The organism is Pseudoalteromonas sp. 2CM41L (genome assembly GCF_023161905.1).
GTDB classification, from domain to species: domain Bacteria; phylum Pseudomonadota; class Gammaproteobacteria; order Enterobacterales; family Alteromonadaceae; genus Pseudoalteromonas; species Pseudoalteromonas atlantica.
The window spans coordinates 154,820-173,934 of the sequence record NZ_JALNTN010000006.1; the positions used below are offsets into that span (position 1 = coordinate 154,820).

At 41.8% G+C, this 19,115-nt stretch carries 22 protein-coding genes; 15 read left to right on the forward strand and 7 right to left on the reverse strand.

Going from position 1 to position 19,115, the window contains the following annotated elements; translation table 11 throughout:
• Position 1: 1 nt before the first annotated feature.
• From mlaD to MTF64_RS10105, 3 genes are read right to left on the reverse strand one after another with little or no spacing between them, the layout of a single operon-like run.
• Positions 2–550, reverse strand: coding sequence for an outer membrane lipid asymmetry maintenance protein MlaD (mlaD, locus tag MTF64_RS10095; protein ID WP_004589094.1), 549 nt, complete (start codon positions 548–550; stop codon positions 2–4).
• A gap of 13 nt (positions 551–563) precedes the next feature.
• Positions 564–1,343 carry a lipid asymmetry maintenance ABC transporter permease subunit MlaE gene (gene mlaE, locus MTF64_RS10100; RefSeq protein ID WP_024033330.1) on the reverse strand — a complete coding sequence of 260 codons (780 nt, stop codon included), beginning with the start codon at positions 1,341–1,343 and terminating at the stop codon, positions 564–566.
• The gene (locus tag MTF64_RS10105) at positions 1,343–2,134 is read right to left on the reverse strand and encodes an ATP-binding cassette domain-containing protein (protein WP_223230609.1); all 792 of its coding nucleotides are present in this window, start codon (positions 2,132–2,134) and stop codon (positions 1,343–1,345) included. Before MTF64_RS10105 ends, mlaE begins: the two co-directional genes overlap by 1 nt.
• A gap of 266 nt (positions 2,135–2,400) precedes the next feature.
• On the opposite strand from MTF64_RS10105, the gene MTF64_RS10110 reads away from it, so the two are divergent.
• The 12 genes from MTF64_RS10110 (at position 2,401) to mgtE (ending at position 11,843) form a co-directional block, all read left to right on the forward strand.
• Positions 2,401–3,369, forward strand: coding sequence for a calcium/sodium antiporter (locus tag MTF64_RS10110; RefSeq protein WP_004589091.1), 969 nt, complete (start codon positions 2,401–2,403; stop codon positions 3,367–3,369).
• 2 nt (positions 3,370–3,371) lie between these two features.
• Entirely contained in the window at positions 3,372–4,343 is a 972-nt protein-coding gene (locus MTF64_RS10115; protein WP_004589090.1) for a KpsF/GutQ family sugar-phosphate isomerase, read from the forward strand.
• Complete coding sequence (gene kdsC, locus MTF64_RS10120) at positions 4,344–4,895, forward strand: 3-deoxy-manno-octulosonate-8-phosphatase KdsC (protein WP_054982306.1); 552 nt, start codon at positions 4,344–4,346, stop codon at positions 4,893–4,895.
• Positions 4,892–5,446: an LPS export ABC transporter periplasmic protein LptC gene (gene lptC / locus MTF64_RS10125; RefSeq protein ID WP_004589088.1), complete on the forward strand. Its 555-nt coding sequence runs from the start codon at positions 4,892–4,894 to the stop codon at positions 5,444–5,446. Before kdsC ends, lptC begins: the two co-directional genes overlap by 4 nt.
• Positions 5,436–5,984 carry a lipopolysaccharide transport periplasmic protein LptA gene (gene lptA / locus MTF64_RS10130; protein WP_004589087.1) on the forward strand — a complete coding sequence of 183 codons (549 nt, stop codon included), beginning with the start codon at positions 5,436–5,438 and terminating at the stop codon, positions 5,982–5,984. The genes lptC and lptA overlap by 11 nt, the downstream gene beginning before the upstream one ends.
• Positions 5,981–6,706 (forward strand): LPS export ABC transporter ATP-binding protein, encoded by a 726-nt coding sequence (lptB, locus tag MTF64_RS10135; protein WP_004589086.1) that lies wholly within the window; start codon positions 5,981–5,983, stop codon positions 6,704–6,706. The genes lptA and lptB overlap by 4 nt, the downstream gene beginning before the upstream one ends.
• Before the next feature lie 69 nt (positions 6,707–6,775).
• Positions 6,776–8,275: an RNA polymerase factor sigma-54 gene (locus MTF64_RS10140; RefSeq protein WP_004589085.1), complete on the forward strand. Its 1,500-nt coding sequence runs from the start codon at positions 6,776–6,778 to the stop codon at positions 8,273–8,275.
• Between the two features lie 27 nt (positions 8,276–8,302).
• Positions 8,303–8,590, forward strand: a complete 288-nt coding sequence (gene hpf, locus MTF64_RS10145; RefSeq protein WP_004589084.1) for a ribosome hibernation promoting factor — start codon at positions 8,303–8,305, stop codon at positions 8,588–8,590.
• Between the two features lie 4 nt (positions 8,591–8,594).
• On the forward strand, positions 8,595–9,047 hold the full coding sequence (locus MTF64_RS10150) for a PTS sugar transporter subunit IIA (protein ID WP_004589083.1): 453 nt from the start codon (positions 8,595–8,597) through the stop codon (positions 9,045–9,047).
• Between the two features lie 19 nt (positions 9,048–9,066).
• Entirely contained in the window at positions 9,067–9,912 is an 846-nt protein-coding gene (gene rapZ, locus MTF64_RS10155; protein WP_004589082.1) for an RNase adapter RapZ, read from the forward strand.
• Between the two features lie 40 nt (positions 9,913–9,952).
• On the forward strand, positions 9,953–10,225 hold the full coding sequence (locus MTF64_RS10160) for an HPr family phosphocarrier protein (RefSeq protein ID WP_004589081.1): 273 nt from the start codon (positions 9,953–9,955) through the stop codon (positions 10,223–10,225).
• 259 nt (positions 10,226–10,484) lie between these two features.
• On the forward strand, positions 10,485–11,843 hold the full coding sequence (mgtE, locus tag MTF64_RS10165) for a magnesium transporter (RefSeq protein WP_004589080.1): 1,359 nt from the start codon (positions 10,485–10,487) through the stop codon (positions 11,841–11,843).
• Positions 11,844–11,889: 46 nt separating this feature from the next.
• Here mgtE and MTF64_RS10170 read toward each other — a convergent pair whose 3' ends face one another.
• Complete coding sequence (locus tag MTF64_RS10170) at positions 11,890–14,319, reverse strand: zinc-dependent metalloprotease (RefSeq protein ID WP_248451274.1); 2,430 nt, start codon at positions 14,317–14,319, stop codon at positions 11,890–11,892.
• 155 nt (positions 14,320–14,474) lie between these two features.
• On the opposite strand from MTF64_RS10170, the gene MTF64_RS10175 reads away from it, so the two are divergent.
• Positions 14,475–15,443 (forward strand): class 1 fructose-bisphosphatase, encoded by a 969-nt coding sequence (locus tag MTF64_RS10175; RefSeq protein ID WP_248451275.1) that lies wholly within the window; start codon positions 14,475–14,477, stop codon positions 15,441–15,443.
• A 192-nt stretch (positions 15,444–15,635) separates the two neighbouring features.
• Here the strand turns inward: MTF64_RS10175 and rpmG are convergent, their stop codons facing one another.
• From rpmG to radC, 3 genes are all read right to left on the reverse strand, one after another.
• Positions 15,636–15,791: a 50S ribosomal protein L33 gene (rpmG, locus tag MTF64_RS10180; protein WP_004587947.1), complete on the reverse strand. Its 156-nt coding sequence runs from the start codon at positions 15,789–15,791 to the stop codon at positions 15,636–15,638.
• Positions 15,792–15,802: 11 nt separating this feature from the next.
• A complete protein-coding gene (gene rpmB / locus MTF64_RS10185) occupies positions 15,803–16,039 on the reverse strand; it encodes a 50S ribosomal protein L28 (RefSeq protein ID WP_004587946.1) in 237 nt (78 codons plus the stop codon).
• Between the two features lie 270 nt (positions 16,040–16,309).
• Positions 16,310–16,984 (reverse strand): DNA repair protein RadC, encoded by a 675-nt coding sequence (radC, locus tag MTF64_RS10190; protein WP_024033348.1) that lies wholly within the window; start codon positions 16,982–16,984, stop codon positions 16,310–16,312.
• 144 nt (positions 16,985–17,128) lie between these two features.
• On the opposite strand from radC, the gene coaBC reads away from it, so the two are divergent.
• Together coaBC and slmA are read left to right on the forward strand one after the other, a co-directional pair.
• Positions 17,129–18,322, forward strand: coding sequence for a bifunctional phosphopantothenoylcysteine decarboxylase/phosphopantothenate--cysteine ligase CoaBC (coaBC, locus tag MTF64_RS10195; protein WP_096740186.1), 1,194 nt, complete (start codon positions 17,129–17,131; stop codon positions 18,320–18,322).
• 97 nt (positions 18,323–18,419) lie between these two features.
• The gene (slmA, locus tag MTF64_RS10200) at positions 18,420–19,007 is read left to right on the forward strand and encodes a nucleoid occlusion factor SlmA (RefSeq protein WP_004587943.1); all 588 of its coding nucleotides are present in this window, start codon (positions 18,420–18,422) and stop codon (positions 19,005–19,007) included.
• Positions 19,008–19,115 lie beyond the last annotated feature (108 nt).

A 19,115-nucleotide genomic window follows, 5' to 3' on the forward strand; every position in this document is an offset into this window, starting at 1 on the left:
ATTACTCACTACCTTGGTTGAATAAAAACTGCCCAATTAACTCTTCTAATACAAGTGCAGACTTAGTATCTGTGATTGAATCACCATCACCTAACGCTTTGCTCTCTACGCCAAATAACTCATCGATTGCTTGATCTTGTGCGTTTTCGGTCACTGTCTCACCTAAACAGCGCTGCTCTGCTGCATTAGGAGAAATAACAGGGTGAATACCTAAGTACTGCTCCCCTAAAATACCCGATGTTAAAATTGAGATTGAGCTAGTGTCTGAAAAACGACATAAATACTGTGCATCTATCGTCATATTTACCACAGGCAAAAACTCCTGTGGGTGTACATAAATAGATTCAACACGGCCAATCACTACACCGCCTACTTTTACCGGTGCACGCGCTTTAAGTGAGCCGATATTTTCAAACTTTGCATTTAGCGTGTAGGTTTCGCCCGACCCGCTAATACCCGAATTAGCCACTTTAAGTGCTAACATTGCAAACGCTAAAATGCCTAATGCGACAAAAAAGCCAACTAAAATCTCTAATTTCCGTGAATTCATTATCTATACCCTATTAGCTGGTAAACATTACCGCTGTCAAAATAAAGTCAAACCCTAATACTGCCAGTGATGAGTGAACGACTGTTTCTGTTGTTGCTTTACTGATCCCTTCTGAGGTTGGGATACAGTCGTAGCCCTTATAAAGCGCAATCCAGGTCACTACCATGGCAAATACAAAACTTTTGATCATGCCGTTTAATACATCTTCTTGAAACGATACTTGCGATTGCATTATCGACCAAAAGCTGCCGGTATCTACGCCTAACCAATCAACCCCAACTAAATGAGCACCGATAATAGCAACCGCAGAAAAAATAAGTGCAAGCAATGGCATACTAATAAAACCTGCCCAAAAACGCGGTGCAATAATGCGCTTGAGAGGATCAATGGCCATCATTTCTAGTGAAGAGAGTTGCTCGGTGGCTTTCATTAAGCCTATTTCTGCCGTTAGCGCACTTCCAGCGCGACCAGCAAATAATAGCGCTGTAACCACAGGGCCTAGTTCGCGTAATAAACTAAGCGCAACTAATGGGCCTAGGCTGTCTTCGGCGCCATAGCCAACCAATACAGTGTAACCTTGCAGCGCAAGCACCATACCAATAAACAAACCCGACACCATAATAATTAATAATGATTGCGAACCAACCATATAAAGTTGGCGCACTAACAGTGGTGTGCCTTTTTTAAAGTTAGGTACATTCCACAATGCATTAAAAAGCATGTTGGCAGAGCGCCCTAATGCAGCAAAACGCCCCAGCGTTTTATGACCTAACTTTTGAAATAAATCCAACATTAAGCGTTTTCTCCTAACAGCTCATCAGCATACGTTTGTGCAGGATAATGAAATGGCACAGGCCCATCCGATAATCCTTTTAAAAACTGCTGTACTAATGGAGATTCATGATTACGCATTTCATCCGGTGTCCCTGCCCCTATTACGCCTTGATCGGCAATAATAATAACGTGATCGGCAATACTCATTACCTCCGTCACATCGTGGGTTACAATAAGGGATGATAAACCTAGCACTTCATTTAACGACTTAATAAGCTTTACCAATACGCCCATAGATATTGGGTCTTGGCCGGCAAAAGGCTCATCATACATAATAAGTTCTGGGTCCAGTGCAATAGCACGTGCAAGCGCTGCTCGTCTGGCCATACCGCCAGAAAGCTCAGAAGGCATTAAATCTTTAGCACCGCGTAAACCCACCGCTTGCAGTTTCATTAATACGACTAGTTTAATTAACGCTTCACTTAACTTGGTGTGCTCTCGCAGAGGAAATGCAATGTTGTCAAATACCGACATATCAGTAAATAACGCACCGCTTTGAAACAGCATGCTCATTTTGGTTCGTGCCGCATATAACTCTTTACGCGACATACTAGGAATACTGCCACCTTCGAATAAAATATCGCCGGCGTCAGGCTTAAGCTGCCCACCAATTAAGCGTAGCATTGTGGTTTTGCCAATTCCGCTTGGCCCCATAATCGCTGTTATCTTACCTTTAGGAACACTAAAACTCATATTTTTATATATGGTTCTATCGCCTCGCGAAAAGCTAACATCCTTGACTTCTACTATTGATTGCGACAAGTCGCTCTCCGTAACAATGTTCACTCGTGCTCCTATTTTAAGGGTTTTTTAGCCAAGATGGAAAAAACAATTCGTAAGATTTTGTAATACGCCTACAAAAAGCGCTCTAAGGCTGAAGTAAATTGCCTTAACCTTTGCTTAAGCGCATAAAATTCACGCACTGCAATAGTAGACCCTGCTCTTTTGCTTATACTTTCATGTTGGCTTTTGTTACTATTCGCGCCATCTGTATTTTGAACATCTGGCTTAACATAATGGTTACCTCGTTTGTTATTTTAATTCTTGGTTTTGCTGCACTTGTGTGGAGCGCCGACCGATTTGTATACGGTGCGGCAGCGCTTGCTAAAAACTTTGGAGTCCCTACTTTAATTGTTGGCTTAACGGTTGTTGCTATGGGGTCTTCGGCCCCTGAAATGATGGTATCGGCCTCGGCTGCTTTGGCAAATAAAACCGACACAGCGGTTGGTAACGCGGTAGGTTCAAATATAACAAACATCTTACTTGTGTTAGGTATTACTGCGCTGCTACGCCCTTTGAGTGTGTCATCAAGCACTTTAAAACGCGAAATGCCGCTTGTTATGCTGGTATCCTTGGCTACGTGGTATGTATTTTCAGACAACTACTTCTCACTCACCGAAGGGGTGGCATTGCTAGTTGCATTTGCTGTGTTTATTGGCGGCTTGATTGTGGTTTCTTTGCGCGCCAAAAATCAAGATGATCCTTTTGTTTCAGAAGCCTGCGATGAGGTTCCTAACGATGTACCAACTAAAAAAGCCGTTTTATGGCTAATTGTCGGCATGGTTTTATTACCTGTTAGCTCACACTTTTTAGTTGGTTCAGCAGTCGATATTGCTAAATACTTTGGTTTAAGCGACTTAGTAATTGGCTTAACCATTATCGCTATTGGCACAAGCTTGCCTGAACTTGCAGCTTCTGTAGCGGGTGTACTTAAAAACGAAGATGATTTAGCCCTAGGTAATATTGTGGGCTCAAATATATTTAATATTTTAGCGGTATTACCGCTTGCAGGTATTATTAACCCATCAGTGGTTGACCCGTCACTTGCAAACCGCGACATACTTATTATGTTAGGTGCTACGCTTGCGCTTATTATTATGTCATTGAACTTTAGAGGTTCTCAGCGTATCAATAGAGTAGAAGGTGGCCTATTACTCATCGCATTTTTGGCGTACCAAGGTTATATTTTTAGTCAAGTAGGGTAACAATGGCACAACTAAATTTTATAGAGCAAGGTTTACGCGTATTAAACATTGAACGCCAAGCGCTTGCTGATATTACACAATACGTTGACGAAAACTTTCATAGTGCGTGTCAGCTCATGTTTGATTGCCAAGGCCGCATTATTGTTATTGGCATGGGTAAATCAGGCCATATTGGTAATAAAATTGCTGCTACCCTTGCAAGTACAGGCAGCCCTGCTTTTTTTGTTCACCCAGGCGAAGCAAGCCATGGTGATTTAGGCATGATAACCAAAAATGACGTGGTTATGCTTATATCAAACTCGGGCGAAACCAGCGAAGTACTTAATATTATTCCGGTGCTTAAACGCCTTGGTGCAAAAATAATATCGATGACGGGCAACCCGCTCTCTACTATGGCAACACTTGCCGATGTGCACGTATGCATAAAAGTAGAACAAGAAGCCTGTTTATTAGGTTTAGCGCCTACAGCAAGCACCACAGCTACTTTAGCAATGGGTGATGCAATGGCGGTTGCGCTTTTAGAAGCACGCGGCTTTACCGCCGATGACTTTGCACTCTCTCACCCTGGTGGCAGTTTAGGTAAGCGATTGTTGCTCACTTTAAAAGATGTAATGCACAGCGGCACAAACACCCCTATTATAGGTGTAACGCAAACAATTAAAGACGCGTTAATAGAAATGTCAGCCAAAGGGCTGGGTATGACCGCTATTGTAGATAACAATCAACAGCTTGCAGGCCTTTTTACCGACGGTGACTTACGCCGTATTTTAGAGCAAAGAGTGGATATACATAGCACCGCTATTAGCCAGGTTATGACTAAGTCATGCACAACCGCCACGGCCGATATACTTGCAGCTGAAGCCCTAAACATAATGGAAAATAAACGTATTAATGGTTTAATTGTTGTCAATGATAAAAACCAGCCAATAGGCGCCCTAAATATGCAAGACCTCTTAAAAGCAGGAGTATTATAAATGCAATTTGAAGATCTCTATCAACCGCTAAGCGATGATGCCAAAGCACGCGCCAAAAAAGTAAAACTACTCATATGCGATATTGATGGTGTATTTTCTGATGGCCGAATTTACCTCGGTAACCAAGGCGAAGAATTAAAAGCATTTAATACAAAAGATGGTTTTGGCATTAAAGCGCTGATCAATAGCGGTTTTGAAGTTGCGGTCATTACGGGGCGTCACTCAAAAATAGTGCAAACTCGCATGAGCAGCTTAACCGTACAGCACATTTATCAAGGCCAAGAAGACAAACTTATTGCTTATCAAGAACTCAAAAACACTTTAAAGTTAACTGATGAACAAATAGCTTATATTGGCGACGATGGCCCTGACATGCCAGTAATGGAGCGCGTTGGCTTTGCCGTTGCAGTAAACGATGCGCACCCACTAATTAAGCGCTTATCGCATTACACTACGCAAATGCCTGGCGGCTTTGGCGCCGTTAGAGAGCTCACAGATTTACTTATGCTAGAGAACGGCATAGCGCTTACAACACAAGGCACCAGTTCATGAATGCAGCACGCGTTATACTCAGTGCGTTATTCATCGGCTGTATGGTTTGGCTTTGGTACCCTTATTTTACCCAAACCAATGTAGCGCCAGAGCAAGAACCTGAAGTAATTGCAAAGCCCGATTACACCGCTATAGAGCTTAAGCAAACAGCCTATGACGAGCAAGGCAAAATAAGCCATAAAGTCACAGCGGCTAAAATGGAGCTGTACCAACAGCTTGGTTTTACATTTTTTGAAAAACCTATTTTCACCTTGTATAACGAAAAGCAAACATGGCGAATAAATGCAGACGAAGCAACGCTTTACGAAGATAAACAACTTATTTTAGAAGGCAATGTGGTTGCTAAAAATTTAGTTGATAACGCCATGATAGATAACATCAATGCCGATAACATCGAAGTCGACATTAAAGCGCTAACAATGCGCTCTGAGCAGCCAGTGGTTGTCACTGGGCCTAATTTAAAAATTGTCGGGAAAGGCCTTGAAGCCGATTTAAAAACCGAAGTAATAAAACTAATTAACCATACGCGAACAATATATTATGACCAATAAACTCACTAAAATACTTATTATCCCATCGCTAATGCTTGCCTTTAGCGCCTCTGCTGCTGAGCCTGCTGCTCAACCGCCAGCAAATCAAATTTCTATTAGTGCAGACCGTCAAGAAGGCCAACTTAAAGAAAACGTAGGTATTTTTGAAAAGAACGTCGAAATTGTGCATGGTAATCGCAAAATTACAGCCGACCGACTCGAAGTACATAAACGTGAAGACTTAGGGGATAACAAACAACTCCTTATTGCCACTGGCAGCCCAGCCTACTTCGAAGAAAAACAAGACGATGGTACCGTAATGAGTGCCAGTGCAAACGAAGTACGTTACGACGTAGCAAAGCGATTTTTAACGCTTGTTGGCGATGCTGAAGTCGCGCAAGCCGGTCAAAAAATTAATGCTAAAAGTATTACCTACGATATGCAGCAGCAGCTTATTAGCGCAGAAAAAGACGAAAACTCCACGGATCGTGTCCACACAATTTTAGTGCCTGTTGAAGCAAAAATTAAAGAAAAAACAGGTAACGAAGGTCAACCATGAGCACCTTAAAAGCAGAACTATTAGCAAAAAGCTATAAAGGCCGCCAAGTTGTAAAAAATGTAGGCCTTGAAGTAGAAGCCGGCAGCATTGTTGGCTTATTGGGCCCTAATGGCGCAGGTAAAACCACCACCTTTTACATGATTGTAGGGTTAGTACCTAGCGACAAAGGTAAAATTTCTATTGATGATAACGACATTACGTTATTACCTATGCACAGCCGCGCCCGCTTAGGCATTGGCTATTTGCCGCAAGAGTCATCAATATTTAGAAAGCTGACAGTTTATCAAAACCTAATGGCTATTTTAGAAACGCGTAAAGAGCTCAATAAAGCCGCGCGAGAAGAAACGCTTAACAACTTACTTGATGAATTTAGTATTCAGCATATTCGCGATAGCCAAGGTATGGCGCTTTCTGGTGGTGAACGCCGCCGTGTAGAAATTGCCAGAGCACTGGCAGCGAACCCCAAATTTATTTTATTGGATGAGCCTTTTGCTGGTGTTGATCCGATTTCAGTGTTAGATATAAAGAAAATAATAGAACATCTTAAAAACCGTGGCATTGGCGTATTAATTACCGATCACAATGTAAGAGAAACCCTTGATGTTTGTGAAAAAGCCTACATTGTTTCTCATGGGGAGCTAATTGCATCTGGTACCCCAGAACACGTATTAAATGACAAAACTGTACGCGATGTTTATTTAGGCGAGCAATTTAGGCTGTAACATTTAAGCCACACCTACAAGCATCTGCTAATATTAATTATAACAACATAAAAGGATTGTTAGAGATACATGAGGCAATCATTACAGCTGCGCATGGGCCAGCAACTTACAATGACTCCACAATTGCAACAAGCGATTCGCTTGCTGCAGCTCAGTACATTGGATCTCCAGCAAGAAATACAAGAAGCACTTGATAGCAACCCGCTATTAGAAGTAGAAGAGCAAGATTACACGGAAGAGTCGGCTGGAAAAAATGAACAAAAAGCAGATACGGATGATGTAACCGTAAGCGCATCGGCTGACGATACAACCAGCGAGTACGAGCAAGACAGTGGCGAAGCTTTAAATAAAGACACCGTTAGCGATGATATGGCAATGGATGTAACTTGGGATGAGTACATGAGCGCAGCCCCTGCGGCATCCTCAGGCCCAATGCCAGAAGATGAGTCTATTTATCAAGGTGCCTCTACTGAAACGCTACATGAGTATTTAATGTGGCAGCTTCAGCTTACTCCTTTTAGCCCAACTGACGAAGCCATTGCTATTGCCATTGTAGAAGCTGTAGATGACTCGGGTATTTTAACGCTAAGTTGCGAAGAAATTTTAGAAAGCTTTAACCAAGAAAACGATGACGAAGTTGAAGTTGAACTTGATGAAATAGAAGCCGTTTTAAAACGTATTCAGCTATTTGACCCTGTAGGTATAGCCGCGCGCAGTTTACAAGAGTGCTTGTGCATTCAGCTAAACCAGTTTGATAAAGACACCCCTTTTATAGAACAAACTAAAATGATCTTAACCGATCACATTGATCTATTAGCGGCACGCGACTATCGTACATTAATGAAAAAGACTAAGCTTAAAGAAGACGAGCTTAAAGAGGTCATGACCCTAATACATACCCTCAACCCAAAACCTGCAGATACAATAGTAAGGGAAGAGTCGGAGTATGTAATACCGGATGTGTCGGTTAAAAAAATAAAAGGCCGCTGGGTGGTAGAGCTAAATCCAGATAGCATGCCAAAAATACGCGTAAATAGTCAGTACGCAGCTATGTCACGTACCGTAAAATCAAGTGGTGATAGCCAGTTTATTCGCTCTCACTTACAAGAAGCTAAATGGTTTATAAAAAGCCTTGAAAGCAGAAACGACACGCTGCTCAAAGTAACAAACTGTATTGTAAAACAGCAACAGGCATTTTTTGAACATGGCCCCGAAGCCATGAAGCCAATGGTTTTAAACGATGTTGCTGAAATGGTAGAAATGCATGAATCGACAATTTCGCGTGTTACCACGCAAAAATATATGCATACGCCACGTGGTATTTTTGAGCTTAAGTATTTTTTCTCAAGCCACGTAAGCACTGAAAACGGCGGAGAGTGTTCATCAACCGCAATACGTGCCCTAATTAAAAAGCTAATTGCCGCGGAAAACTCAGCTAAACCATTGAGTGATAGTAAAATTGCGGATATATTGGCAGAGCAAGGAATTAAAGTAGCTAGACGCACAATAGCAAAATACCGTGAATCGCTAGCTATTCCACCGTCAAATCAGAGAAAGAGTTTGATATAAGACGTAAAAAACAAAGAGGAAATGCTTATGCAACTAAACCTAACTGGTCGTCACGTAGAAGTAACTGATTCACTTAGAGACTATGTAAATAATAAATTTGCAAAGCTAGAAAGGCACTCAGATCATATTAGCAATGTGCATGTCATTCTCGATGTAGAAAAACTCAACCAAAAAGCAGAAGCGACTATTCATGTAAGTGGCGCAGATTTATTTGCCTCAACAGAGCACCAAGATATGTATGCCGCTATAGACTCGTTGATTGACAAGCTCGATCGTCAAGTCATAAAACATAAAGAGAAGCTTGCTAGACACTAATATTATGAAATTAAGTACATTAGTATGCCAGGACTGCAGCAAAGCTGCGGTCCTTTTTAGTAGTAAAAAAAGAATTTTAGAGTTTATCAGTGAGCTAGCTCATGAAAAGCTCCCCTACTTACCACAACAAGATATTCTTAATGCGCTGGCAAGCAGAGAAAAGCTAGGCAGTACTGGTATTGGCCGGGGTATCGCCATTCCTCATGGCAGAATGGGTGGCGTAGAAGAGCCGCTGGCTTTAGTACTTGTTAGCGACACGCCTGTTAACTTTGATGCTATTGATAACTGCCCTGTTGATATTTTTGTTGCACTCATCGTACCAGATGGCGATAACCAACAGCACCTAAAGACTCTGGCAACCATAGCTGATAAACTGAGCAACAAAGAATTTTGTAAACAGCTGCGTAGTGCTAAAACCGATGCAGAGCTGTATCAAGTAATTGTTGATCAATCGTAGTAAATACTAAGGGCTATAAATGGAGTTAATTATCATAAGCGGCCGTTCTGGTTCAGGTAAGTCGGTTGCTTTACGCGTGGTTGAAGATTTAGGCTATTATTGCGTAGATAATATTCCGGTCAACTTACTGCCCTCTTTAGTGCGAAGTGTTTCAGATAACTATGACAAAATAGCCGTTAGTATAGATGTTCGTAATATCCCCAAAGAACAAGACGAATTTAACGATATTCTCGAGTACCTTCCTGACTTTGCTAAACCCACACTGTTTTATTTAGATAGTGATGATCAAACACTGATCAAACGTTTTTCAGAAACACGCAGATTACACCCTTTATCCATCGATTCGCTGCCGCTTGATTTAGCAATAAAAAAAGAAAAAGAACTGCTTGATGTACTCGTAACGCGCGCTGACTTTATGCTAGATACCACCGATTTAAGTGTGCACCAATTAGCAGAGTCAATTCGCGAAAAAATACTGGGTAAAAAAGATAAGCAACTTATTGTAACGTTTGAATCGTTTGGCTTTAAACACGGCATACCTAAAGAAGCTGATTATGTTTTTGATGCTCGCTTTTTGCCAAACCCCCACTGGGAGCCTGAACTCAAACCGCTTACGGGCCTTGATCAACCAGTAAAAGATTTTTTGGCAAATCACAGCATAGTGCAAAAATTCACTTGGCAAATTCAAACCTTTGTACAAACTTGGCTGCCACACTTAGAGCGCAATAACCGTAGTTACCTCACTATTGCAATTGGCTGTACTGGTGGTCAACATCGCTCGGTTTATTTAGCGCAAGCCATTGGTGAGAGCTTTGCTATGACGCATCCGAATGTCAAAATTCGTCATCGTGAGCAAGAAAAGTAACCTTAAAATAATAACCTGTTCAGTTTAGGTATAGTAATTTATGCGCTGTGAAGACACATTTTTAATAAAAAATAAATTAGGCTTACACGCCAGAGCGGCAACGGTCCTTGCGCAATTAGCTGTGCAGTTTGATGCTAAAATCACCTTACACCAAGATGATAAAGAAGCCGCAGGCGACAGCGTATTAGCTTTAATGCTACTTGAAAGCAGTAAAGGTAAAGAAGTTAAAGTAGTCTGTGAAGGCCCTGATTCAGAGCAAGCTTTGCATGCGGTTGGGCAATTAATTGCCCAACGATTTAACGAGCAAGAATAATTTAAAGCACCATAGCCTTATAAGTTAAAGACTTATCTGGCCAAATTATAAAGATTTAGTAAATTAGGGTATTCCGACTCGCCTAATTTAGTGCTTTAATTTAGGATAATAAAGCCATGCCCCTGCTAAATTTGGTTACTTAATTTTAAACACTAATTTAGTCCCAGCATTGGGTTTAGCACAAAAAATAAAGAAAATAACAGTGGGCAACTCCACTTACTAAACACCTTTCCATTACACAAAAATATTTAGGATGCCAATGCCAGAAGCGTTTGAACAAGACTATCCACTACAGCAACTAAAACAAGTGACTAAATCACTTAATAGTGGGCAATTTGTTCAAGTAAGACGCATGCTAGCAAAAACAGCACCTTGTGATACAGCACTGCTGCTTGAATCCTCTCCGCATAAAATTAGACGCATGCTTTGGCAACTGGTTGACCCAGATGTGCAAGGGGATGTGCTAGAAGAGCTCTCTGAAGATGTACGCTTAGGTATCATTGCACAAATGGAACCTGAGCATATTGCCGCGGCCACTGAGGATATGGGCCACGATGATTTAGGTGAAGTCCTACGTAGCCTACCTGATACCGTGTACAAAGATGTGGTTAGCGCTATGGATACGCAAGACCGCGAACGCGCTACACAGGCCTTATCTTACCAAGAGCGCTCTGCAGGCGCGCTAATGAACACCGATACGGTGACCATTCGCCCAGACGTTACACTTGATGTTGTGCTGCGTTATATTAGGCTACGCGGTGAGCTGCCAGAGGGCACCGATGATTTATACGTTGTTGATAAACATAACTGTTTTTTAGGTGCATTATCACTTAGTACACTGTTAACTAATCCGCCTGAAAAAATTGTTCAAGATTTAATGGATGAAGACTGTGAGTCTATCCCTATTTCGATGGATGAAAGTGAAGTTGCTCAGTTGTTTGAGCGCCATAACTGGATATCGGCCCCTGTAGTCGATGATAACGCCCACTTGCTTGGGCGTGTCACTATTGATGATATTGTTGATGTTATTCGTGAAGATGCAGAGCACAGCTTATTAAGCCTTGCCGGTCTTGATGATGAAGAAGATACCTTTGCACCTGTTTTAAAAAGCTCAAAAAAACGCTCAGTATGGCTTGGCGTTAACTTACTCACAGCCTTAGCTGCCGCCTTTGTGGCCAGCTTTTTTGAAAGCACCTTAGATATATTACCTATTTTAGCTGTACTCAATGGCATTGTGCCCTCAATGGGTGGTGTAGCAGGTAGCCAATCTTTAACTCTGGTTATTCGCGGTATTGCCGTGGGCCATATTAACCAAACTAACCAACGATTTTTAATGGCTAAAGAGCTGGCGATAGGCGCATTAAACGGGGTTATTTGGTCAATACTTATAGCCAGTGTAATTGCGCTTTGGCAATGGGATTTTATGCTTGGCGGCGTGCTCGCATTTGCAATGTTTATGAACCTTGTAGTGGCTGGTGTTGCTGGCGCATGTATTCCTATTTTATTGAAAAAAATGAATATAGACCCTGCACTTGCCGGTAGTGTTGTACTTACAACAGTAACTGATATTGTCGGTATTTTTGCCTTTTTAGGCACCGCAACGTGGCTACTTATTTAGCAACCTGAACTGAGGTTAAGTAGCCACTACACACTAAAACATATAATTAAATTGGTGAGCCCGGTGGCATTGGTAAACCACTGAAGTTTTCAGGCCACTTACCTACTTTTAAAAACTGTTTTATTTGCTCTGCTAAATACTGTTTAAATGCGCTTTCTCCTACACTGGTATTACTTAACATTGAGTTTTGATTGTACTCTTTGCTTAGTTTTACCAAGTAGAAACGTAACTGCGCCTGCACCTCTGGACTTACCTTGTCGCTAGTGACTAAATCAGCCATATTTTTTGCAGTTAAAAATTGCACCCGCTGGGTGATTTTGCCTTTCATTGTATTAGGTGATGACACATTAAACACCTGGCTGTAAAGCTGCTCTAGCAACTCATCTAAGCTATAAAAATTATAATTACGTACTTGTTGTTGAGCTAAACGATTTAAACGCTGTGGGTTTAATAATAACGATAAACTATGCTGCGTAGCTACTTCTGGCAAGGCCATCGCATCAAGTGTTATACCCGTACGCCCTGTTATGCTTTCACGCGATTTAGACTCGCCATATGCTTTTGGCGGAATAAGCGCTAACACCGACTCAGGCAAAATTAAATTAGCCGGTTTTAATGTTGTTAAAATAGCACTAAGCGCCGCTTGCTGCTGCGCTTTTGCAACCACTTGTGCGCCCTTAGCAGGTGAGCCGTTACGTGTTTCGTATTCGTAGTTAACCCCCGCAATTAGCTTAACTGCAGCCTCTACTTGATAGCGATGAAATAAATAAAGCGGCACGAGTTTTTCTTCTAACTGCGAGAGTGCATCGCCCATTTTAATGTTGTTAATACCAAATTGCGAAAGCGCTTTTTTACGTACATCAAGCACTCTAAGTAACTCTTGCGCTGGGTTAGTACCGTTATCCCATAAGTGCGCTGTAGGGTGTGCCCCGCCCTTTGCGCGTGCGTCGCTATCAGATATAAACTCAAGGCCCTTTGTTTTGTTCTCTTTTAATATTGCTGCAAGCTCAGCACTTTCATCTTGATTAGTAAAGTCGCTGTAACCATACTTAATAACTTGGGTATCCCATACGCCCATACCGCTTGCATAGCCGCGGGTTACATCAAGCTCGCCTTGCTCGTTAAAGCTAAGTAGTGGGTGCGGGTAATCCATAACTGACGCTCTATCCCCCACCGAGGCTGCAAAGTTATGTGCAATGCCCAGCGTATGGCCAATTTCGTGTGCACTTAACTGGCGAATCCTATCAAGTGCCATTGCCTGTAAGTTTTTAGCCACCTCGTTACCTTTTAAATAAGGCGCACCAAGGGCTTCTGCAATTAAAATATCTTGGCGTACACGCAATGAGCCTAGTGTTACATGCCCTTTGAGTATTTCGCCGGTACGAGGGTCTATAACAGAGCTTCCGTAAGACCATCCACGTGTAGCACGATGCACCCACTGAATAACGTTATAGCGAATATCCATAGGATCAGCATTGCTCGGCAATACTTTGACTATAAATGCGTTTTTATAGCCTGCTGCGCTAAAGGCATCATTCCACCACTTACCGCCTTCAAGTAACGCGCTTTTAACCGGCTCAGGCACGCCAGGGTCTAGGTAGTAAGTAATGGGCTCAACGGGTTCACTAATCGGTAAACTTGGGTCTTTTTTAGCTAAGCGATGACGCGGTATATAGCGCACAAACATAGATTCACCAAGGGGGGCTGCATAGTCTTTATGCTCAATGCTCCAATATCCTGATTGCGGGTCAAATTTGCGTGGCGTGTATTTATCATCAGGTAATTTAATAAGTGAGTGGTGCATATGTACAGTAAGTGCGTATGCATCGGCGCTTACTTGGCGCACAAATTTACCTGGTTTAGTACCCTTAAACGTTAATACTGCTTCAAGCTCGGTATTTTTTACAAACGCTTTTGAGCGATTCATATATACAGCGCTGCGTGATTCATCAAGGCTAAAGCTGCCTTGCTTGCGCGCTGCAAGCGTACGGCTTACCCCGTGTACATCGCTTAATAAATAGGGTGTGTAATCAATCAGGAGCGTTTTTTCGCTTTGCGCTACCACTTTAAAGCCCGCTAAAATACTGGATGCAAAAGCCTCTTTAATACTTTGCTGCTCAGCTTTGTTAGTGGTATTAGCGCGATAATATGTATTTAGCGCGCGCAACATTACTTTATCGCCAAAACGCTCAAACTGAACTAAATGCGTGTTACCAAGTTGGCCTCTATCTAAGCCTATATCGTTAGAGCCAACACCATAGGGTAAGCTTTGCTGAAGTAAAAATTGCTGCTCTAATTTATCTACTTTTAAAAATACTTTGCCGTTTTGAGTATCGTAATAAAACGAAAAGTACCCAGGAAAGTGATTCATTTGCGCAGTAAATTCATCTATAGGCTTAATTGCTGCGTGCGCTTGGGTTATCATAGAGCACAGCACAGTAAAGAATATGTAACTTATTAGTGGTATTTTTTTCATAATCTTATCTTTGTTATTGGCGTTTTAAGTACGATTAGGTGGCACCATTATTACAGTGCTATTTAAACAATACAGGTATTTAAGACGAAATTCAGCGCACTAAGTTAATCTCTCTCACATTTAGATTAGCTAGTACACGTTATCAGGAAAATAGAATGCGTAGACTCCCACCAGTATTACTAGAAGACGGTTGTCCTAGAGAACTTTTATCGTTAATTAGAACCATTTTAGCAGCATGTAAAGAAATTTCGTTTCGTGTTGGCCAAGGTGCGCTTTCAGGCGTATTAGGCTCAACGCTTGATGAAAACATTCAAGGCGAAACCCAAAAAAAGCTCGATGTACTCTCTAATCAGCTTTTAAAAGATATTTTACTGGAGTCTGGGTCAGTTAAAGCCATCGCCTCAGAAGAGGAAGACTACACAGTAGCTGGCAACCAAGACGCTAAATACATTGTGGCGTTTGACCCGCTTGATGGCTCATCAAATACCGATATTAACTCGCTAGTGGGTACTATATTTTCAATTATGGAAGCCCCAGAAGGCTCAGATGCCGCCGATCAAAGTATTTTTATGCAGCCAGGCCACAAACAAGTTGCTGCAGGTTACGTGCTTTACGGCCCATCAACTATGCTTGCACTTACTACAGGTAAAGGCACACGCATGTTTACGCTAGATAAAACCCAAGGTAGCTTTTTACTGACACAAGACTTTGCCACTATCCCTGCTGATACAAACGAATTTGCCATTAATGCGTCAAACCAGCGTCATTGGCAGGGCGCAATGCAAAACTATATTAATGACTTACTCGCTGGCGATACCGGCCCACGTGCTAAAAACTTTAACATGCGCTGGATTGCCGCTATGGTTGGCGATGTGCACCGTGTACTTAGCCGTGGTGGTTTATTTACCTACCCAACCGACACCAAAGATGCAAATAAACCTAATAAGCTACGTTTACTGTACGAAGCCAACCCCATGGCTATGCTAGTTGAGCAAGCAGGTGGTATCGCCTCTACGGGTACTGAGCGTATTATGGATATTCAACCCGATGCAATCCACCAGCGTGTGGCGGTAATATTAGGCTCTAAAAACGAAGTAGAAACGTGCTTGAGATATCATAAGTAAACAAGTTGCTATTGCCGGCACAGTAAGCTGTAAAAATAATGACCTTGTGGGTTTTACCTGCAAGGTTTTTTTATGCCTAAATTATATCTGTTGATTTAATAAAATATTTTAGGGGCTGTTTAATATTGATAAGTGCTAAAAACAAAAAACCCAGCATAAGCTGGGTTTTTACAATTCTGAAAGAAAACTAAATTACTTGATTTTAGCTTCTTTGAAAATCACATGTTTACGAGCCTTAGGATCGAACTTTTTGATTTCCATCTTTTCAGGCATGTTACGCTTGTTTTTGTCGGTAGTGTAGAAAAAACCAGTACCAGCAGTTGAAACTAAACGGATTTTATCGCGCATGATTCAGTTCCTTAAACTTTTTCGCCGCGAGCACGGATATCTGTAAGTACCGCGTCGATGCCTTTTTTATCGATAATACGCATACCTTTAGTAGTAGTGCGTAGTGTTACAAAACGTTTTTCACTTTCAACCCAAAAACGGTGTGTTTGTAGGTTAGGTAGGAAACGACGTCTAGTCGCGTTTCTCGCGTGTGAACGGTGATTACCAACCGTTGGACGCTTACCTGTAACTTGACATACTTTAGACATGTCTATATATCTCCAATAACTTCGCTCGAGCTTAATTTAACCTAAGGCCATGTATTTGTGCCCTAGATAAATCGAAGGGCGCTCTTTATACAGCTTTTACAGGCAAAGATCAAATACTGATCTATCCAACCAGCTCATATGTAAATTTGATAGCGGCTAATTATAAAGATCGAATGCCCTTAGGGAAAGTAAAAACTGCATTTAAATTAAACTAATTTACTAAAACCGTCCAAACCGCTCATTTTTAACACACTTATTCATCAAGCAACCTTAAATCAAGCCTCGCTGTGCAAAAGAAACACACGTTTCTCCTCCTACAATGATGTGATCAAGCACATTTATGTCTACTAATTGCAGTGCTTGTTGTAATTTATTAGTGATAAGTTTATCTGCTTGGCTTGGTTCAGCAATCCCGCTTGGGTGATTGTGTGCCAAAATAATGGCCGCAGCATTATTTTTTAAGGCCGCTTTTAGGACTTCTCTGGGGTAAACGCTGGCTGAGTTTATCGTGCCATAAAACAAAATTTCGTCTTTTACTAAACGGTTTTGGCTATCGAGATAAAGCACCATAAACACTTCTTGCTGTAGCCCACGCATTTGCAGCGTTAAATATTCATACACCGCATTTGGCGAATTAAACACCGCATCGCGCTGGCAACGCTCCTGCATGTAACGCTGGCTCAGCTCAAGCACCGCTTGCAATTGCACATATTTTGCCATCCCTAACCCTTTTTGTGCGCAAAACTCATCTTGGCTGGCGTTAAATAAATTATGCAATGTTTTGTTTTCGTTAAGCAGGTGCTGTGCAAGCTCAATCACATTCATACCGGGTAAGCCCGTACGCAAAAATATCGCTAATAACTCAGCATCGGTCAATGCTTTAGGGCCTTTTGCAATGAGTTTTTCGCGTGGGCGAAGTGAGTTAGGTAACGATGTTAATTGCATTATTCATCCTTGATGATTAAAAAACAGTCTTATAACTGTAATGCAATTTTTAAAATTAGCCTGATTATTTAATCCTAAAAACTTAGCTCAAAGCACAAAGATTTGTTATTTTAGCCTGCATATACACTCAAGCAAAAAACACTCATGACTAACTTAACAAACAAAAAAATCGTACTTGGCATCACCGGCGGCATTGCGGCCTATAAATGTGCCGAGCTCGTTAGGCGCTTAAAAGAGACAGGTTGCGAAGTAAAAGTAGTTATGAGCGAGTCAGCTAAACATTTTATAACCCCATTAACCATGCAAGCGGTGAGTGGTGAAATGGTGTCTGATTCATTACTTGACCCCTCAGCAGAGGCTGCAATGGGCCACATAGAATTTGCCAAATGGGCTGATTTAATTTTAGTCGCGCCTGCAACGAGTAATACCATTGCCAAAATGGCCGCCGGCATAGCCGATGATTTACTTACCACACTATTACTGGCAACCCCTGCTAAAGTGGCAATAGCCCCAGCAATGAACCAGCAAATGTATGCACACCCTGCAACACAAGCAAATTTAGCCACTTTAAAAGCACGTGACGTACTTATTTGGGGCCCAGGCAAAGGCGAGCAAGCCTGTGGCGATGTAGGAGCTGGGCGCATGCTAGAGCCGCATGAGCTTGTGGCTTTGTGCACTGCTACAGATCAGCCGCAATTATTAGCAGGTAAAACCATTACAATTACGGCTGGGCCAACCCGCGAGCCACTTGACCCTGTACGTTTTATCTCTAATCACAGCTCAGGAAAAATGGGCTTTGCCCTGGCTGAGGCCGCTTTAAAGCTTGGCGCTCATGTCAATTTAATTTCAGGGCCTGTCACTATCAAAGCCCCTGTTGGCGTTAATTTAATAAACATTGAAAGCGCTGAGCAGCTATTAAATGAGTCATTAACCTATGCCCCACTCTCTGATGCTTTTATTGGCTGTGCAGCCGTAGCCGATTATAGAGCGGCTAATGTAGCAACTCAAAAAATGAAAAAACAAGGCGATGAGCTTACCCTCACCCTTGTTAAAAACCCCGATGTAATAGCCGCCGTGGCAAACTTAACGCAAAACCGCCCTTACACTGTGGGTTTTGCTGCTGAAACGCAAAATGTGGAGAGCTATGCAAAGGGTAAACTTAAAAATAAAAATCTCGATATGATCTGCGCTAACGATGTATCGCAAAGTGGTTTAGGGTTTAATTCCGATCACAATGCTTTAACACTTTACTGGCAAAATGAGCAGTTAGCACTTGCGGTAAATAGTAAAACACGCATTGCTCTTGAGGTAATTAAACAACTTGCCAAGCAACTATAAAGTGCTGGAAACAAACTGAATAAAACATTAACATAAGCCACTCATTTGAACAAAAAATGATTAGCAGCTAAAAATAACAAATAAAAAAGGAAGGTTCATGCCTGCGACAAAAAGAAGTAATCGCAAAGAGCAAATACTGCAAGCCCTCGCGCAAATGTTAGAAACCAGCCCAGGACAACGGATTACAACTGCAAAGCTTGCTGCTGAAGTGGGCGTGTCTGAAGCTGCGCTTTACCGTCACTTTCCAAGTAAAGCACGCATGTTTGAAGGCCTAATAGAGTTTATCGAAGACACGCTTTTATCGCGCATTAACCTTATTTTAGAAAACGAAAAAGAAAGCCAAACACGCGTTTATAATATTTTGTTGTTGCTACTAACGTTTGCAGAAAAAAACCCAGGTATTACACGCATACTTACCGGCGACGCCCTGCAAGGCGAGCAAGAGCGTTTACGAGAACGTGTACAAGGGCTATTCGAAAAGCTAGAAACGCAATTTAAACAAGTACTGCGCGAGCGCAAACTTCGTGAAGGTAAAACCTTTCAAAGTGACGAACTAACCCTTGCTAACTTTTTACTTGCCTATGTTGAAGGTAAAATGAACCAGTTTGTGCGCAGCGACTTTAAAGTAAAGCCAAGTTCGCAATTTGAAAAACAATGGCCTGAACTACAAAAAATTTGGTTATAACCTTACTTTATTATTTTACCGTTAGCGCTAGTTAATCGCGCTAACGTTTACCCTTTCGTCCCTTTTCTTATACCGCTTATCTGATCCGCTCGAAATATAAACCAAACT

Coding starts and splice junctions, on each gene's coding strand:
- mlaD (WP_004589094.1), bottom strand. CDS start 550: ATGAATTCACGGAAATTAGAGATTTTAGTTGGCTTTTTTGTCGCATTA.
- mlaE (WP_024033330.1), bottom strand. CDS start 1,343: ATGTTGGATTTATTTCAAAAGTTAGGTCATAAAACGCTGGGGCGTTTT.
- MTF64_RS10110 (WP_004589091.1), top strand. CDS start 2,401: ATGGTTACCTCGTTTGTTATTTTAATTCTTGGTTTTGCTGCACTTGTG.
- MTF64_RS10115 (WP_004589090.1), top strand. CDS start 3,372: ATGGCACAACTAAATTTTATAGAGCAAGGTTTACGCGTATTAAACATT.
- kdsC (WP_054982306.1), top strand. CDS start 4,344: ATGCAATTTGAAGATCTCTATCAACCGCTAAGCGATGATGCCAAAGCA.
- lptC (WP_004589088.1), top strand. CDS start 4,892: ATGAATGCAGCACGCGTTATACTCAGTGCGTTATTCATCGGCTGTATG.
- lptA (WP_004589087.1), top strand. CDS start 5,436: ATGACCAATAAACTCACTAAAATACTTATTATCCCATCGCTAATGCTT.
- lptB (WP_004589086.1), top strand. CDS start 5,981: ATGAGCACCTTAAAAGCAGAACTATTAGCAAAAAGCTATAAAGGCCGC.
- MTF64_RS10140 (WP_004589085.1), top strand. CDS start 6,776: ATGAGGCAATCATTACAGCTGCGCATGGGCCAGCAACTTACAATGACT.
- hpf (WP_004589084.1), top strand. CDS start 8,303: ATGCAACTAAACCTAACTGGTCGTCACGTAGAAGTAACTGATTCACTT.
- MTF64_RS10150 (WP_004589083.1), top strand. CDS start 8,595: ATGAAATTAAGTACATTAGTATGCCAGGACTGCAGCAAAGCTGCGGTC.
- rapZ (WP_004589082.1), top strand. CDS start 9,067: ATGGAGTTAATTATCATAAGCGGCCGTTCTGGTTCAGGTAAGTCGGTT.
- MTF64_RS10160 (WP_004589081.1), top strand. CDS start 9,953: ATGCGCTGTGAAGACACATTTTTAATAAAAAATAAATTAGGCTTACAC.
- mgtE (WP_004589080.1), top strand. CDS start 10,485: ATGCCAGAAGCGTTTGAACAAGACTATCCACTACAGCAACTAAAACAA.
- MTF64_RS10170 (WP_248451274.1), bottom strand. CDS start 14,319: ATGAAAAAAATACCACTAATAAGTTACATATTCTTTACTGTGCTGTGC.
- MTF64_RS10175 (WP_248451275.1), top strand. CDS start 14,475: ATGCGTAGACTCCCACCAGTATTACTAGAAGACGGTTGTCCTAGAGAA.
- rpmG (WP_004587947.1), bottom strand. CDS start 15,791: ATGCGCGATAAAATCCGTTTAGTTTCAACTGCTGGTACTGGTTTTTTC.
- rpmB (WP_004587946.1), bottom strand. CDS start 16,039: ATGTCTAAAGTATGTCAAGTTACAGGTAAGCGTCCAACGGTTGGTAAT.
- radC (WP_024033348.1), bottom strand. CDS start 16,984: ATGCAATTAACATCGTTACCTAACTCACTTCGCCCACGCGAAAAACTC.
- coaBC (WP_096740186.1), top strand. CDS start 17,129: ATGACTAACTTAACAAACAAAAAAATCGTACTTGGCATCACCGGCGGC.
- slmA (WP_004587943.1), top strand. CDS start 18,420: ATGCCTGCGACAAAAAGAAGTAATCGCAAAGAGCAAATACTGCAAGCC.